Below are 16,665 nucleotides of genomic sequence, written 5' to 3' on the forward strand. Positions count from 1 at the left end.
CAGATCACCAACCGCGGACCGGCAGATTCCGCCCCGCCGCCACACCATCAGGCGACAGCAGACCCACTCAAAGACTCACGAACCGCCCACTAAGAGCTGGAGAACAAGTAACTTTGCTGAGGCATACGTGTCTTGACTGGAGCCGTGCGACGGGGGAAGAACGTGGGAAACCGGCCAACGGACTGGCATGTCCTCGATCTGGACAAGGACCCGACCCCCGGCGATCCGCAACGCGTGCGCAGGCTGGCGAAAGTCCTGCACGACTTCGCCGACGACGTGTCCGACGCCCTGCGCCTGGTCAAGAACATGGCGGGCGAGAGCACACTCGCGGAGTGGGCGGGCAAGTCGGCCACGGTCTTCAAGGAGGAGTTCTCGGGCGTCCCGAAGAACTTGAAGAAGCTGGAGAAGTCCTACGGGATGTGCGGCGACGCTCTCACGGACTTCTGGCCGAAGCTGGAGCGCGCCCAGGCTCTGGCGGACAAGGCGCTGGTGAAGGCGCGCGAGGCCCGTGCCGACCTCTCCTCGGCACAGTCGAAGCTCTCCTCGGCCGACTCCTGGGTGACCCGGGCGTCCAAGGAGGCCGACAAGTACAAGGACGACCCGACCGGCAGCAAGTCGGACTCCGACAAGCCGGACGAGGCGAAGGTGCGGGCAGCCACCCGGGACGTCCAGCACGCCAAGACGGCGCAGACGAACGCGCAGTCGGCCGTCGATACCGCCCAAAGTGCCCTGGACGCGGCGAAGAAGATGGCCGAAGACGCCCGCAAAATGCGCGAGGACGCCGCACGCGACGCCAAGAACAAGATCGACGAGGCATCCGACGCCGGCATCCAGAACCGGTCGTGGTGGGAGGACATCGGGGACTGGGTCTCCGACAACTGGGACACCATCGTCGCGGTCTGCAAGATCGTCGTGACCGTGGTCGGCGTCATAGCGATGATCATCGGCGGACCGATCCTGGCCGCGATCGTCGTCGTGGCCGCCCTCGTCGTCCTCGCCGACACACTCAACAAATACCGCAAAGGCCAAGCGTCCCTGTGGGACGTGGGATTCGCGGCCCTGGACTGCATACCGGGCGTCAAGGGCATCACCACACTCGGCAAGCTCGCGGCAGGAGCGAAAGCCCTGGGCAAGGGTGGCCTCAAGGCGATGGCCAAGGGCCTCGGACGAGGCCTGCGCAAGGGAGCCGACGACGCGGTCGGCAAGAGCAAGCCGGCCAAGGGACGCTGCAAGAACGGCGACCCCGTCGACATGGTCTCCGGCGAGATGCTCGTGGAGGAGACCGACGCCGAGCTTCCCGGGCTCCTCCCGCTCGTGCTGCGGCGTACGCATCTCTCGACGTACAACTGGGGTTCGTGGTTCGGCCCGTCCTGGGCCTCGACGTTGGACGAGCGTCTCGAACTGGACGGGGAAGGCGTCGTCTTCGCCGCCGAAGACGGCATGATCCTCGTGTATCCCGTACCCGCCCCCGGTGCGTCGGTCATGCCGACGGAGGGCCCGCGCTGGCCGCTGGACTGGGACGGCTCCCCCGAGAGTCCCCTCCGCATCACCGACCCGGCCTCCGGACACACCCGCCACTTCGCCCCGCTCGCCGGACCCGTCGCCGCGTACGAGGCGTTCACCCTTCCCCTGGCCGCCGTGACCGACCGCGGTGGACGGCGCATCGACATCGACCGGGACGACACCGGCACCCCCGTCGCCGTCCGCGACTCCGGCGGCCGCCATGTGCACATCGACACCGAGGGCGACCGCATAGTCGGCCTGCGGCTGCGCGACGAGGAGACGGGACCGGACGGCACGACGCTGCGGCGCTACGGCTACAGCCCCGAGGGCCACCTGACGGAGATCTACAACTCCAGCGGTCTTCCCCTCAGGTACGACTACGACCTCCAGGGACGCATCACCTCCTGGACCGACCGCAACGGCACCTGGTACCGCTTCACCTACGACGACCAGGACCGTTGCATACGCGGGGAAGGCGCCGACGGGTTCCTGTCCTGCTCCGTCGCCTACGACCCGGAAGGCCGGGAGACCCGCTACACCGACTCGCTCGGCCACACCACGACCTACCGGTACAACGAGCGCCGGCAGGTCGTCGCCCAGACCGACCCGCTCGGCAACACCACCCACGCCGAGTGGGACGCGTACAACCGGCTGCTCTCACGCACGAATCCGCTGGGCCACACGTCCCGTTACAGCTACGACGAGCGTGGCAACCTCATCTCCGTGGTCCGTCCCGACGGCACGGTCACCACCTGTGAGTACGACTCCTCCGACCGTCCCCTGTGGATCACGTTGCCGAACGGCGGCAGGAGAGGCTACGCGTACGACGAGCACGGCCACCCGGCGGCGACCGTAGACGCCGATGGTGCCGTCACCACCTACGCCCATGAACCCTCCGGTGGCCTGCTCGGCGTCACCAACGCCCTGGGTGCGACCCACCGCGTCCACCCGGGACCGCTCGGGCTGCCCGACTCCGTCACCGCGCCACTGGGCGGTACGTCGCACGTCACCCGCGACGCCTTCGGCCGCATCGTGGGTGCCGTCGACGCCGCCGGCGCGGCGACACGCACCACCTGGACGGTGGAGGGCTACCCCGCCGAGCGCGTCATGGCCGACGGCAGCGGTGAGAGCTGGTCCTACGACGGCGAGGGCAACATCGTCCGCTACACCGGCCTCGACGGCCGGAGCACGACCCACACCTTCACCCACTTCGACCGGCTCCGCTCCAGGACGGAGGCGGACGGTTCGACGACGTGGTTCGCGTACGACACCGAACTGCGGCTCACCTCCGTGACGAGCGCGTCGGGTGCGGTGTGGTCGTACACCTACGACCCGGCGGGCCGCCTCGTCCGCGAAGTGGACTTCAACGGCCGCGCCGTCGCCTACACCTACGACGCCGCGGGCCGTCTGCTCCGGCGCACCAACGGCGCCGGCGAGGTCACCGTCTATGTACGGGACGCGTGCGGCCGGGTCGTGGAGCGACGGTCCGGCGAGGCGATCGCAACCTTCGCCTACGACTCCTCGGGTCAGCTCATCACGGCGGTCACCCCTGAGACGACGCTCACTTTCGAACGCGACGTGGTGGGCCGTGTCGTCTCCGAAGAGTGCAACGGCCGCGCGGTCCACACGTCGTACGACGTACTCGGCCGGCGGACGGAACGCCGGACTCCGTCGGGTGCCGTCAGCCATTGGGAATGGGACGCGAACAACCGGCCGACCCGGGTCAGGCTCGCCGACGACTCGCTGTCCTTCGCCTACGGGATCTCGGGCCACGAGACCGAGCGGCGGCTCGGGGAGACGGCGGTACTGACGCAGGAGTGGGACGCCGGCCACCGTCTGACCGAGCAGAGGGTCCTCGGCCGAGTCGCCTCCGACACGGGTTCACCGGACGAGACCCTGTTGCACCGCTCGTACACGTACGGACCGGACGGCGGCCTGACCACCGTCGAGGACCAGACCCACGGCACCCGCCGGTTCAGCCGTGACCGTCTCGGCCGGGTGGAGGCGGTCTCCGCCACCGGGTGGTCCGAGCGCTACGCCTACGACGCGGCGGGCAACGTCAGCCGGGCGGACGCACCGGAGGGCCCGCAGGGGAAACGGGTCCACGACGGCACACTCATCCGCAGGGCCGGGCACATCACCTACGTCCACGACGCACAGGGGCGCCTCGTCCGGCAGACGCGCAAGCTGCTGTCCGGGGGGACGCGGGAGTGGACCTACACGTGGGACGCCGAGGACCGGCTCACTCAGGTCACGACCCCGGACGGGCGCCGCTGGGCGTACGTCTACGACGGCCTCGGCCGCCGCGTCGCCAAGCGCCTGCTGTCCGACGCGGGGCAGCCGGTCGAGGAGACGGTCTTCACCTGGGACGGCTCCCACCTGGTGGAACAGAGCAGCTCCGCGGGCGGTCCCACCCGAAGCTGGGAATGGGCTCCCGGCACCGACCGTGCGCTGCTGCAGATCGACCAGGACGAGGTCGACCGCCGCTTCTACGCCATCGTCACCGACCTGGTCGGCACCCCCACCGAGCTGGTCGACGAGGAGGGCCGGGTCGCCTGGCGGGCGCGCACGACGCTGTGGGGCACGCCGGTGGGCGGTCCCGCCGGCCCGGTCGACTGCCCTCTGCGCTTCCCGGGCCAGTACCACGACCCGGAAACCGGCCTCCATTACAACTTCCGGCGCTACTACGACCCCGAGAACGCCCGCTACATCAGCCCGGACCCCCTGGGCCTCGCTCCCGCGCCGAACCACCACGCCTACGTCCTCGACCCCCTTCGCTGGACCGACCCGTGGGGGCTGGTGAGCTGCGAGAGCAGCAGGCACGGCATCACGGAGGAACGCGAGGCCCACATCGAGGGCCAGCACGGCCCCGGCGCCCAGGACCGCGTGCGGGACAACGCCGACCCCACCGGACCGGAACCCTCACTGCCAGGTGAGTTCTACGAGGACTTCTTCTGGGAGGGCGACGACTTCGTCCTGGGCCGACGGCTCCGCGAGGGCGTCGACGGCACCCCCGCCATACCCAACCCCCGCGCCAGGGCCGGGCAGGACAGCCACATTCACCGCTTCGAACACGGCGAGCCCGTGGGCATCGACGGCAGCGGGAGGGAGACCAGGGACGTGGAAGTCGTCATCCGCGACGGCCATATCCATACGGCGTATCCGGTCTGAGACCGACCTGCCCGGCACGGAGTGGTCTAACGTGCCGATGAACACCTGCCCCGGCAGCCAGTCCCGATTGTGAGGACCCACGTGCACATCGCGCCCCTCAGCCCCGACGATCCCGCCGAGCTGGGCGGATACGAGCTGCTCGGGCGGATCGGGCAGGGCGGCATGGGCCAGGTGTATCTGGGGGAGTCGCCGGGCGGGGAACCGGCAGCCGTGAAGGTGATCAAGCCGTCCGTCGTGGACTCCGAGACCCGGCTGAGGTTCGCGCAGGAGGTGGAGATCCTCAAGACGGTGTGGGGCGCCAGGATCGCCGCCCTCCTGGACGCCGACCCGGAGGCGGACCCGCCGTGGCTGGCGACCGAGTACGTCGAGGGGCTGGACCTCAGCAGGCACGTGGCCCGTCACGGACCGCTGGACGCCCTGCTCACCGCCTCGCTGGGCGCGACGCTCGCGGAGGCGCTGGCGACGGTGCACAAGCAGGGGCTGCTGCACCGTGATCTCAAGCCCGCCAACGTGCTTCTCGGCCCCAACGGACCCAAGGTGATCGACTTCGGCCTCGCGGTGTTCGCGGAGTCCAGCGTGTCCCTGACCGCGGCCAACACGGTCGTCGGCACGCCCTCCTGCATGCCGCCCGAGCAGGCGAACGGCGAGAAACCGCTAACTCCCGCGGTCGACGTGTACGCGCTGGGTGCCGTGCTGCTGTTCGCTTGCTCGGGCCATGCTCCCTACCGGGCCGACAACATCCATCTCCTGTTCCACCAGGTCGTCGATCCCGCGACCGCGCCGGACCTCTCGGGTGCACCGGAGGAACTCGCGCCGCTGCTGACGGCGATGCTGGCCCACCGCCCCGAGGACCGGCCCGCGCTCGACGACGTCGTACGGCGGTGCCGGGCCCTGATCGAGGCGCAGGGGCTCAAGATCGCCCAGGCGCGGCGCAGGCTCACGAACTACACCGCCGCTCCGGCCCACGTCCTCGACGACCTGCTCGCCGTGAGCCGCCCGGCTGCGGAGGGGTCGGCGGCCCGGACGCGACCGACGAAGGACGACCCGGTCGACGCCCTGCCCCCTCGGCAGGAACCGGGCATGGCAACGCCCGGACCGGCCCGGCAGGAGCCGAGCGGGTCCCGGCCCGGCCGCCGGGATTCCGAGGTGCTTCCGCCCACGCCGCCGAAGCCGCCGGCCGTGACGCCGCCGCCCACGGATCCGCGACTGCTCTTCGCCCGCGTCGACGCCCCCGCGCCCCCACCGGCCGAGGACGCGCCCGCCTCCCCGGCGGCAGGGCGGCCGCCGGCGGACACAACGGCGGAGCGGGACAGCGCGCGGCCGTCGCTTCGCCCGGCGGGCCGGGGCACCCTGGGCGGCGATGACAGCAGCGTCCGACGGCGTTCCCTGCGGCATTCCGCCCAGGCCCGGATCACCGCGCAGCGGTTGCGTGAGGCATACGCGGCCAGTACCCCCTTCTGACCCGTACGCCCCTGCGACCCGCGATAATGGGCGGGCCCTGAAGGGGGCCTGACCATGTACGACCGAACCGCCTCAGGAGGCCACGGGTGACCGCCGTCCAGACAAGTGCGGAGCAGAGCGGCGTCACGAGAGGCCAGGATCAGCACCCGGCCGGTGCCCAGGTGGTCGTGCGGGACGAGGAGTGGCTGGTCAGGAGCTCGATGCCGACGGAGGACGACGGTACCCGGATCGAGGTCGTCGGGGTGTCGGAGTTCGTCCGTGACCAGGAGGCCGTGTTCTTCTCCGGCCTGGACCGCATCGAGCTGCTCGACCCTCGGGAGACGGCCCTCGTCATGGACGACTCCCCGAACTACCGGCGCTCCCGGCTGTTCCTGGAGGCGGTCCTGCGTCGGACCGCGCTGCCCCAGTCGGAGCGTCGGCTGGCGCTGGCCGACTCGTTCCTGATGGACCCGCTGCCGTACCAGCGGCGCCCCGCCGAGTTGGCCCTGTCCGGCGCCAACCTCCGTCCGCGCCTGCTGATCGCGGACGTGGTGGGCCTCGGCAAGACCCTGGAGATCGGTCTGACGCTGGCCGAGCTGATCCGGCGCGGCCGGGGCGAGCGCATCCTGGTCGTCACCCCGCAGCATGTGCTGGAGCAGTTCCAGCACGAGCTGTGGACGCGGTTCGCGATCCCGCTGGTGCGGCTGGACTCGGTCGGCATCGAGCGGATCCAGCGGGAGATCCCGGCCGGCCGCAACCCCTTCACCTCGTTCAAGCGGGTCATCGTCTCCATCGACACCCTGAAGAACACCGACCAGTACCAGCACCATCTGGAGCAGATCCGCTGGGACGCGGTCGTCATCGACGAGTCGCACAACCTGATCAACCGCGGTTCCCTGCGCAACCAGCTGGCACGCACCCTCGCCCCCCGCACCGACGCCCTGATCCTCGCGTCGGCGACCCCGCACAACGGCGACGCGAAGTCGTTCGCGGAGCTGATCGGCCTGCTGGACCCGGTGGCGATCCGGGACCCGGAGAGCTACCGCGCGGCCGACATCGAGCACCTCTTCATCCGCCGGACGAAGATCAGCCCCGAGGTGCGGGAGCAGATGAAGGGGCAGTGGGCGGAGCGCGGCCCGTCCCACTCCGTGCACTGCCCGGCCACTCCCGCCGAGGAGAAGATCTTCGAGGAGCTGGCGGCCGTCTGGCTGCCCGGTGAGGGCGGCACCTCGGTGAGTTCGGTGCCCCTCTTCCCGTACACGCTGCTGAAGTCGTTCCTGTCCTCCCACGCGGCGCTGCGGGCCACGGTCTCCGCGCGCATCAAGACCCTGGAGAAGAAGGACGACCCGCAGGGCACCGCCGCCGAACTGGCGGCTCTCCACCGGCTGTCGGAACTGGCCGCCGACCTGACCGAGGCGGACTCGGCGAAGTTCGCCGCGCTCGTGCGCCAGCTCCGCGAGGAGATCGGAGTGGGGCCCGGTTCCGACGAACGGGTCGTGGTGTTCTCCGAGCGCGTGCAGACCCTGGAGTGGCTGGCCGACGTACTTCCCGCAGCACTGGGCTTCAAGGGCCGGGCCGCCCGGGACTGCGTCCGGATCATGCACGGCGGTCTCTCCGACGAGCAGCAGATGGCCTGTGTCGAGGAGTTCGGCCTGGCCGACACGCCCGTACGGGTCCTGGTCACCGGTGATGTGGCCTCCGAAGGCGTCAACCTGCACCGTCAGTGTCACCAGTTGGTGCACTACGACGTGCCGTGGTCGCTGATCCGGATCGAGCAGCGCAACGGCCGTATCGACCGCTACGGGCAGGCCAGGCCCCCGGAGTTCCGCGCGCTGATTTTGACCAGCGAGGTCGAGGGGGCCAAGGACGACACGGTGGTCGCCGAGCGGCTGCTGGAGCGTGAGGACCAGGCCCACCGTTCGCTGGGAACGGCGGAGGCGGTGACCGGTTTGTACCGGGCGGAGGCGGAGGAGAAGTCCCTCATCCAGGACCTGCTGCGCGGCCGGACCGTGGACGAGTCCCTGGACGCCCGCCGCTCCGGCGCGGACGGAGAGGACGCGGGCCTGGACGACTTCCTCGCGGACTTCTTCGGCCCCGTCGGCGAGGAAGCGCCACCAGCGGACCCCACAGAAGGTCCCGGCTCCACTCCCCTTTCCGGTACGGAGTCGTCGGGTGGCAGGGCCGCCGCGAGCCCCGTGCTCCCCCGTCTCTTCGACTCGACCGCGCACTTCATGGACGACGCGCTGCGGGAGGTGTACCCGGACGCCCGGGAGCGGCTGGAGCTGGACCGCGACCAGCAGTCGGGGCTGCTCTCGTTCCGCCCGCCCACGGAACTCGTCCACCGCCTGAAGGCGCTCCCGAGCGACTACCTGCGCGAGCAGCGGCTGCGCGAGCGCATGCTCGTGACGTTCAACCGCCGCCTCGCCGAACACTCCCTCCAGCGCGCCCGGGAGTCGTCGACGTCGAGCTGGCCGGAGATCTCCCTCCTCACGGACCTGCACCCGGTCGTCGAGTGGCTCACCGACAAGGTCCTCGTCGGGATGGGCCGCCAGGAGGCCCCGATGATCACGGCGAACGTGGCGGAGCCCATCTATCTCGTCCAGGGCGTGTACTCGAACAAGCTGGGCAGGCCCACGGTCGTGAAGTGGATGGGCGTCACCTGGCGAAAGGCGAGCAGGGAAGGCCTGGTCGACGACGACATGGTGTCGCTGCTGCACCGCTGCGGTGTCGGCCCCACCATGGCGAACAAGCGCCGCTACCGCGATCCCGCGCCTCTGCGCGAGGCCCTCCCCGACGTCCTGGACACGGCCGAGGCATTCCTCAACACGCACCGAGACGCCTGGGACGAACCGCTGCGCGAGCCCATCGAGCAGTACAAGCGGCGGCTCGGCACCTGGCGGCAGCCCACCCTCGCCGGGGAGCGCACGAAGGAGCGCCTCGCCGATCTCGCCGACTCCCTGCTGACGACGGGCCGGCCGCTGCTGCGGGTCCTCGCGGTGCTCGTGCCGGACCCGGACCGCGGGGACGGCGACGAAGGCCCGCCGCTCGTCTCCCTCGCCGCCCCGGCCGCGTCCCCGTCCCGGTTCTGAGAGAAGCCCTGCCATGACGTACGACTCCCTCGTCAACCGCGGCGACTACTTCTCGGCCCACTATCTGGCCGAGGTACTCCCGAAGGACCTCAAGTCGGGCCTGTTGCAGGCGTGGAAGGACCGCGAGGAGGCGGCGAAGCCGCCCGCCGGAGGTGCCGCCGCCGCTAGGGAGGCCGACGCGCTCGACGCGTCGGCGCCCGGCGCCGACGAGCTGCCGGTCACCCCCCGCGCCGGGTTGCGGGCGCTGCGCCGCGACTACTTCCGGGCTCGGTCCTTCTTCGCCCTCCCCGAGGACGAGGACGGCATCCGCGTGGTTCGGGAGCGCGACGAGGAAGAGGTGACCTACGGCGACTCGACGTGGCGGGAGCGGGTACGGGCGCTCAACGCCGAGGTGCTGCGTGCCCTCGGCTACGACGCCAAACCGCGCACGCTCCCCGTGGTGCGCGCCGGGCAGACCCATGAGATCCCGGTCGCCCACGCCGAGAAGGGCCTGGTCGCGGTGGACTGCGGCTGGGCGGCCGAACCGGATGCCGCCCTCGACAAGAACGGCCGGGGCCGGCTGCTGGAGCCCGTGCCACTCGACGGTCTTCCTTCGCTGGAGACCGGCGACAAGCTGGCGAGGTTCCTGTTCGCCTGCGAGGAACCTCCCCGGTACGTACTGCTGCTCTGCGGCGGAGTGATCGTCCTCGCCGACCGGATGGTGTGGGGCGAGGGCCGCTCCCTCGGCGTCTCCCTCGACACCGCACTCCAGCGCAACGACACCAGGGCGGGCGGCGAACTCGACACGGTGGCCGCGCTGTTCGGCGCGGACTCGCTGCGTACACCGGAGGAGGGCGGCGAGAACCCGCTCGCGGAACTCGTCGGCAAGTCCGCGAAGCACGCGGTGGGCGTCTCCAGCGAACTGCGCGACGGCCTGCGCAAGAGCGTCGAACTCATCGCGAACGAAGTACTGGAACGACTGCGCGAGCACGGCCTGCGCCCCGAGGAAGTCGGCGAACTCTCGGAATTGGGAAGCCAGTTGACCCGGGAGTCGCTGCGCTACCTCTACCGGATCCTGTTCCTCCTCTACGCCGAGGCCCGCCCCGAGCTGGGCATCCTGCCGGCCGACTACCCCGAATACCAGCAGGGGTACGGCCTCGGCCGACTCGCCGAACTGATCGCCGACCGGGAGCCGATCAGCGACACGGCCCGCAACGGCTTCTACCTCTACGAATCCCTGGACCTGCTCTTCGGCAAGGTCCAGGACGGCTACCGCCCGCGCCGCACCCACGGCGTGGAGGCGACGGTGGACGGCATCGACGCCAAGACCAGCGAGGACATCGGCCTGCGCTTCGAGCCGCTGCACAGCAAGCTGTTCGAGCGGGACGCCATCCGGCTGATCGGCGACGACAGCCTGCCCGACCCGCGCTTCGACTCCGACGAGGCCCTGGCCCGGGGCGAGTCGGTGCGCTACCTCGACACCCGGCTGCGCAACGCCACGCTCCACCAGGTGCTGCACAGCCTGATGATCACCCGGGGAAAGCGGGGCGAACGCGGCGGCTTCATCTCGTACGCCCAGCTCGGCATCAACCAGCTCGGCGCGGTGTACGAGGGCCTGATGTCGTACAGCGGCTTCATCGCGGGCGAGGAGCTGTACGAGGTCGCCAAGGGCGGCGACCCCAAGGACGGCTCCTGGCTGGTCCCCAAGTCGAAGATCGACGAGTATCCGGACTCGGTGTTCGTACGGCGCCGGGACCGGCACACCGGCGAGGACGTCCGGGTGCGGCACGCCCCGGGCTCGTTCGTGTACCGCCTCTCCGGCCGCGACCGCCAGACCTCCGCCTCGTACTACACACCGGAGTCGCTGACGAAGGTCACCGTGCAGCTTGCCCTCCAGCAGCTGCTCACCGAGGAGACCGAGGCGAAGGAGCTGCTGAACTGGCGGATCTGCGAGCCAGCGCTCGGCTCGGGTGCGTTCCTCAACGAGGCGATCAACCAGGTCGCCGCGGAGTATCTGCGACGCAGGCAGAGCGAGTTGGCCCGGTCGATCGACACCGAGCAGTACGCCGTCGAGCTGCAGAAGGCCAAGGCGTACATCGCCCTGCACAACTCCTTCGGCGTCGACCTCAACGAGACGGCCGTGGAACTGGCCGAGGTGTCGCTGTGGCTCAACACGATGCACCCCGGTATGGAAGCGCCCTGGTTCGGCCTGCACCTGCGGCGCGGGAACTCGCTGATCGGTGGACGGCGGGAGGTGTACGCCGCTGACCGCCTGAAGAAGGGCGGCTGGCTGGGGACGACCCCGGAACGGTTCGCGTTGGCGGACGCGGTGGGGGGTGCGGCGCTGCCGGAGGGTTCGGTGCACCACTTCCTGCTTCCAGCCAAGGAGTGGGGCGCGGTAGCCGCCGAGAAGGAGGCGAAGGCGCTCGCTCCGGAGGCGGCCAAGGCGCTGGGTGCGTGGCGGAAGGCGATCACCAAGTCGCCGACGGCGCGGCAGACGGCCAAGCTTCAGGGGCTGGCCCGGCGGGCCGAGTACCTGTGGGGGCTGGTCGTACGGCGGTTGGAGTTGTCGGAGCGGGACATCTCGCGACGCATCGCGGTGTGGGGCGCGGAGGACGACTGGCTGCGGCGGCCGGAGGTCGCGGTGCAGCGGGACGAGGTGTTGGCCGACCTTCAGGCCGAGGACACGCCGTACTGGCGGCTCAAGACGCTCATGGACGCGTGGTGCGCGCTGTGGTTCTGGCCCGTGCAGGGCGCTGCGCTGCTGGACGGTACGGATGAGCGGTACGCGCGGGCCGAGGCGTTGGCGGAGCGGGCGGCGGAGTTCGAGGCGGCCGGGGTCTCGGCTGCGGCCGGTGAGGAGGACTCCGGGGTCCTGATGGCCTGGGAGGCGGACGCGCTCCCCGGGTTCGCTGCTGAGCCCCAGCAGATGACACTGACGCGGGATTCGGTGTCGCGCCGCCGTAAGGGGCGTCGCGAGGAGCAGGTCAAGGGGCAGCGCCGGGAAGTCATTCCGCTGGCGGGGCTGGACGACTGGATCGAGTTCGCCGAGGCGTTGCTGGGGACGCAGGACGTGCCGAGCGAGTCGCTGGTGTCGGCGTTCGAGACGCTGGACGACCTGTCGGTGTACGAGCGCGAGTTGCCCGAGTGGATGGGCATGGAGCGGTTCCATCGGCTGGAGAACCGGTTCCTGTGGGCGGCCATGGCGAGGGATGTGGCCAGGGCCCAGGGGTTCTTCCACTGGGAGCTGGAGTTCGCGCAGGTGTTTGCGCGGGGTGGGTTTGACTTGCAGGTGGGGAATCCGCCTTGGGTTCGGCCCAGGTGGCAGGAGGACGTGGTTCTGGCTGAGCTGGAGCCGTGGTTCGTGCTGGCGGAAAAGCCGAGCGCGGCCGAATGGCGTCTCCGCAAGGCGGAGCTGCTGGCCACGCTAGCGGACGGGCAAGACTTCCTCCTCAACGAGCTGGCCCCCCATGCTGGATCAGTCGCCACCCTGAGCAGCCAAGCTGCGTATCCGCTCCTAGTCGGTACCCAAGGCGACCTCTACCGGGCTTTCATGGCTCGGGTATGGCAGCAGATCGCGCCGCACGGCAGCGCGGGCCTGATCCACCCGGACACGCATTTCGGCGGCGCACGCGAAGGTGTCATCCGGGCCGCCGCATATCGACATCTCCGGGTGCACGCGCACTTTGTGAACTCGGCAAACTGGGCCTTCGAGGACCTCAACCGTTCTGCTGAGTTCGGAATGCACATCTACGGAATGCCTCATGATCCTGACTTCCTACACCTCAGTGAGCTGCGTAACGCAGAAGTCCTGCCTGATTCACTGACCCATGATGGGCTAGGTGCGCCCCCCGGCATCAAGCACAATGGCGCGTGGGACATCCGGCCGCACCGCCAGCGTGTGGTGCATGTGGACAGGGCCTTGTTGGCCAGTTGGCAGGCCTTGACGGCTTCAACGGGTGGAGCAGCACAGGCCCCACTGCTGTACCCAGTCCTCGTGGGCGAGCAAGGGGCGGTCGAGGCGCTAGCCAACTACAGCAACAGCCTGGCCGATTACCGCCCGCGTCCAATGATCTCAAGGGGATACGACGAGGCAAACGCCAAGAAGGACGGATCGATCCGCTGGGGCAACCAGGCCGTTTCCGAACTCAAGGATGTCATCCTCCAAGGGCCGCATTTCGCATCGGCACTTCCCTTCTCAAAGGAACCGAGAGTCCCCTGCCGAAGCAACAGGGACTGGGACTTGCTCACGCCGTCCAAGCTGCCCGAAGGGTACGTTCCCGTAACTAATTATGTGCGGGCATCCGGTAAGCCGGGGGCCGCGCAAGACTCCTCTTACCGGCTGGCCTGGCGAGTCATGATTCCCTTCGACAGCAGCCGCTGCCTGCACGCCGCTCTCATTCCGCCTGGGCCCTCTCACGTTCACACCGTGCACTCGACGGCCCTGGAAGGCAACCGCCTCACCGTTCTCAACGCAGGGTTCTGGGCGGCCCTTCCACTCGATTATCTGCTCCGCATCACCGGCCGCTCGCACCTCCAAGTCGCCGAGGCCCACAAGATGCCAGCACCCGATCCGAAGCACCCTCTCGCCCCTGCCCTACTCCTCCGCACCCTCCGTCTGAACAGCCTCACCACGCACTACGCCCCCCTCTGGGCTGAACTCTTCGACCGCCGCTGGGCAGGCTACGAGGACTGGGCCAACCCCCACTGGCCTCGCCTGAACCCCCTCGCCGCCGGCCTCAAGCCGACCTGGGAGTACAGCACCCCGCTTCGCACTGAACACGAACGCCGAGCCGCCCTCGTCGAACTCGACGCTCTCGTCGCCGTCTGGCTCGGCATCACCGCCGACCAGCTCGCCGCGATCTTCAACTCCCGCTACCCGCAGCTGTACGACTACGAGTCGGCGACCTACTTCGACGCCAACGGCCGCAAGATCGCGGCCGACTTCAACACGTACGGCCACGGCCAGACCAAGCAGGACTACCTCGATCTGCTGGCCCACCTGGAGGACCCGGAGCGCACCCCTCCCCCGGAGGGCTACCAGGCCCCCTTCTACAAGGCCGACCGAGAGGCCGAGATGAGGGCCGCACACGCGCACTTCCAGGACCGGCTGGACGCGGAGATCTCCGCCGGGCGCTGGACACCGCCCGTCCGCGAAGCCGTACAACCGTAGTCGGCGAGTCCCGCCGGACACAGGTTTGCCCCTGGCGCCTTGCCAGGGGCAAACCCAACGCCCTACCGGACGGCGAAGCCGACGAACGCGGTCCAGGCCGCCTCATCGACCACAAGGCCACGGCGAGCTATGTCCTTGGAGTCGCGCACGTGGACGACATGAGGGCTGACGGCAACCTCGACGCACTCGCCGCCTTCCTCGCTGCTGTAACTGCTCCTGACCCAAACAAGCCCAGATGCGTGCTCCCGTACCTTGGCTCTCATAGCTCTCCCAGCAGCTTCTCAACGTAGGTGAGCGACGCCTGAGGCGTGAGCGCCTGCGCCCGCAGGATCCCGTACTTGACCTCAAGGCCCTTCACGGGCCGTCGCTCAGTGTGTACGTGGCTAACGTTTTGAACCTCAACGTAAGCGATCCTGCGCCCTTCGCTCGTCTCGATCAAGGTAAATGGGCCAGCAAGTCCAGCGTGCTCCTCGCTGCCCAGAGGCATGACCTGAATCTCGACCGTCCGCTTCTGTCCAGTCAGCAGGAGCTGCTCCAACTGCCCACGCAACACACCTCGACCGCCGATCGGCCTTCGCAGCACGCTTTCGTCGATGACGAAGCTCATCAGCGGCTCCGGGCGCTTGGCGAAGACCTCCTGGCGGGCGAGGCGAGCCACAACCCGCGCTTCTACGGAGTCCTCGTCCAACGGCGGACGCATCATCCCGAACACAGCCCTCGCGTACTCCTCCGTCTGCAACAGGCCCGGCACCGCCTGGTTCGCGTACACGTGCAGCTCAACCGCCTCCCCCTCCAACCGAGCCGCATCCCGAAAGAACGCCGGAAACTGCGCCCGCGCAACCTCCTCCTTCATCTCCCGAAGGACCCCACCCGCGTCCAGCACCTCATCCGCCTGGTCGATGAACTTCGGCGGCGGCACCCGGCGCCCCTGCTCATACGCGGCGATGGTCGACACGGAGTAGCCCGTCACGGACCCGAACTCGGCCCGCTCCAGCCCCGCCCGTACCCGGAACCTCTTCAACTGGCGCCCGAAGACACGCAGGATGCCGGAGCCCGCTCCCGACTCCCGCTCCTCTCCCTCCGCCCCGGACTCCTCCTCGGCCAACCCAGCCACCTCGCTCATGTTCCGCACCGCCTCCCCGGCCAACGCGCCCCCGCGCCGACCGTCACGCTCCACCCCGCCTACACGCACCGACGCATCACCTACAGCTACCGCCCGTGTGCACGTCGTATCTCGTCAAGGTAAAACCGGCACGTCAGCGTGGACCACATGAACAACGAAACTTCCCCCGCACCGGGGGCGGCACCCTGCCCCGTCAGCCGCGAGTTCGCAATGCGGTTCACGTCGTCCACCCGTGGCGCACGCCTCGCCCGCCGTCTCGTCTCCCACCGGCTGGACTCCTGGGGCCACCCGTACACCGGGCACGCCAACGAGACGCTGTCGCTGATCACGTCGGAGCTGACCGCCAACGCCGTACGGCACGGGCATGTCGCCGGGCGGGACTTCCACCTACGACTGGCCGAGACCGCCGGCGGACCGCGCACCCTGCGCGTCGACGTCACCGACACCCGCTCCGAACGCGTACCGCTGCTCAGCACCGAGGAGCCGCCCGGCGACGAAGAGTCGGGGCGGGGCCTTCTCATCGTCGCCCAGCTGGCGACTCGTTGGGCGGTCACCCCACGCGTCGACGGACCCGGCAAGACCGTGTGGGCGGAGCTGTGGCTGCCCGGAGCGGCCCCCGCACCGTCTCTCATCAGTCACTTTCCCGCCAACGCCTGACAGGTTTTCGGAAACACGGGCGCCCGCTGTCAGACCCGCCGACTATCGTCGTCCGCTCACGCCTCCACCAGGCACACCGCAGATCGAGGGGACGCGCTGTGACCACCACGCCCGAGGAACGGACCGGGTTCCGGATCTCCATCGTCGACGAGGACCCGTTGCGGGCGCGCAAGGAAGCACGGGAGCTGCTCGCCCAGGTAGCCGACGCCGACCCCGAGGCGGCGCTGGACGTTCCCCGACGGGACACGGGCGCGCCGGCCGACGTGTCACTGAAAGGCGGGCTCACGGCCGACACCATCGGCGTGCTGATCAGCGCCGGGTCGCTGGTCGCCGCCGGGGTGCAGATCTGGCTGGCACGGGTGCCGCAGCGGACGATCGTCGTGAAGCGGCCAGACGGGGCGACCCTGCACATCACCGGGAAGGAGGCCCGCGAGGACGACGAGCGGATCGAACGGTTCCTCGCGGGCGGCGGTGAGGCACCCCGCCGCACGGAGCTCGACGGGTCCGACGACAGCCCTGCGGCGGGCTGA

Annotated in this window: 8 protein-coding genes; 6 read left to right on the forward strand and 2 right to left on the reverse strand. The window is 69.7% G+C overall.

Translation table 11 applies throughout. The features are described 5' to 3' along the window. Positions 1 to 162: 162 nt before the first annotated feature. The 4 genes from AB0P07_RS32460 (at position 163) to AB0P07_RS32475 (ending at position 14,355) form a co-directional block, all read left to right on the forward strand. A complete protein-coding gene (locus AB0P07_RS32460) occupies positions 163 to 4,674 on the forward strand; it encodes a DUF6531 domain-containing protein (RefSeq protein ID WP_365556896.1) in 4,512 nt (1,503 codons plus the stop codon). 81 nt (positions 4,675 to 4,755) lie between these two features. Then, complete coding sequence (locus AB0P07_RS32465; protein WP_365556898.1) at positions 4,756 to 6,135, forward strand: serine/threonine-protein kinase; 1,380 nt, start codon at positions 4,756 to 4,758, stop codon at positions 6,133 to 6,135. An 86-nt stretch (positions 6,136 to 6,221) separates the two neighbouring features. Continuing rightward, the gene (locus AB0P07_RS32470; RefSeq protein ID WP_365556900.1) at positions 6,222 to 9,203 is read left to right on the forward strand and encodes a DEAD/DEAH box helicase; all 2,982 of its coding nucleotides are present in this window, start codon (positions 6,222 to 6,224) and stop codon (positions 9,201 to 9,203) included. 13 nt (positions 9,204 to 9,216) lie between these two features. After that, on the forward strand, positions 9,217 to 14,355 hold the full coding sequence (locus tag AB0P07_RS32475; RefSeq protein ID WP_365556903.1) for a class I SAM-dependent DNA methyltransferase: 5,139 nt from the start codon (positions 9,217 to 9,219) through the stop codon (positions 14,353 to 14,355). A gap of 62 nt (positions 14,356 to 14,417) precedes the next feature. Here the strand turns inward: AB0P07_RS32475 and AB0P07_RS32480 are convergent, their stop codons facing one another. Further along, positions 14,418 to 14,618, reverse strand: coding sequence for a DUF397 domain-containing protein (locus AB0P07_RS32480; RefSeq protein WP_365556906.1), 201 nt, complete (start codon positions 14,616 to 14,618; stop codon positions 14,418 to 14,420). Then, positions 14,615 to 15,478: a helix-turn-helix transcriptional regulator gene (locus AB0P07_RS32485; protein WP_365556909.1), complete on the reverse strand. Its 864-nt coding sequence runs from the start codon at positions 15,476 to 15,478 to the stop codon at positions 14,615 to 14,617. The genes AB0P07_RS32480 and AB0P07_RS32485 overlap by 4 nt, the downstream gene beginning before the upstream one ends. 147 nt (positions 15,479 to 15,625) lie before the next feature. Between AB0P07_RS32485 and AB0P07_RS32490 the strand changes: the two genes are divergently transcribed. Further along, entirely contained in the window at positions 15,626 to 16,135 is a 510-nt protein-coding gene (locus AB0P07_RS32490) for an ATP-binding protein (protein WP_365556913.1), read from the forward strand. Positions 16,136 to 16,233: 98 nt separating this feature from the next. Next, positions 16,234 to 16,665 (forward strand): hypothetical protein, encoded by a 432-nt coding sequence (locus tag AB0P07_RS32495; protein WP_365556915.1) that lies wholly within the window; start codon positions 16,234 to 16,236, stop codon positions 16,663 to 16,665.

The sequence above is a fragment of the Streptomyces sp. NPDC085944 genome (genome assembly GCF_040686295.1).
GTDB classification, from domain to species: Bacteria; Actinomycetota; Actinomycetes; order Streptomycetales; family Streptomycetaceae; genus Streptomyces; species Streptomyces salinarius.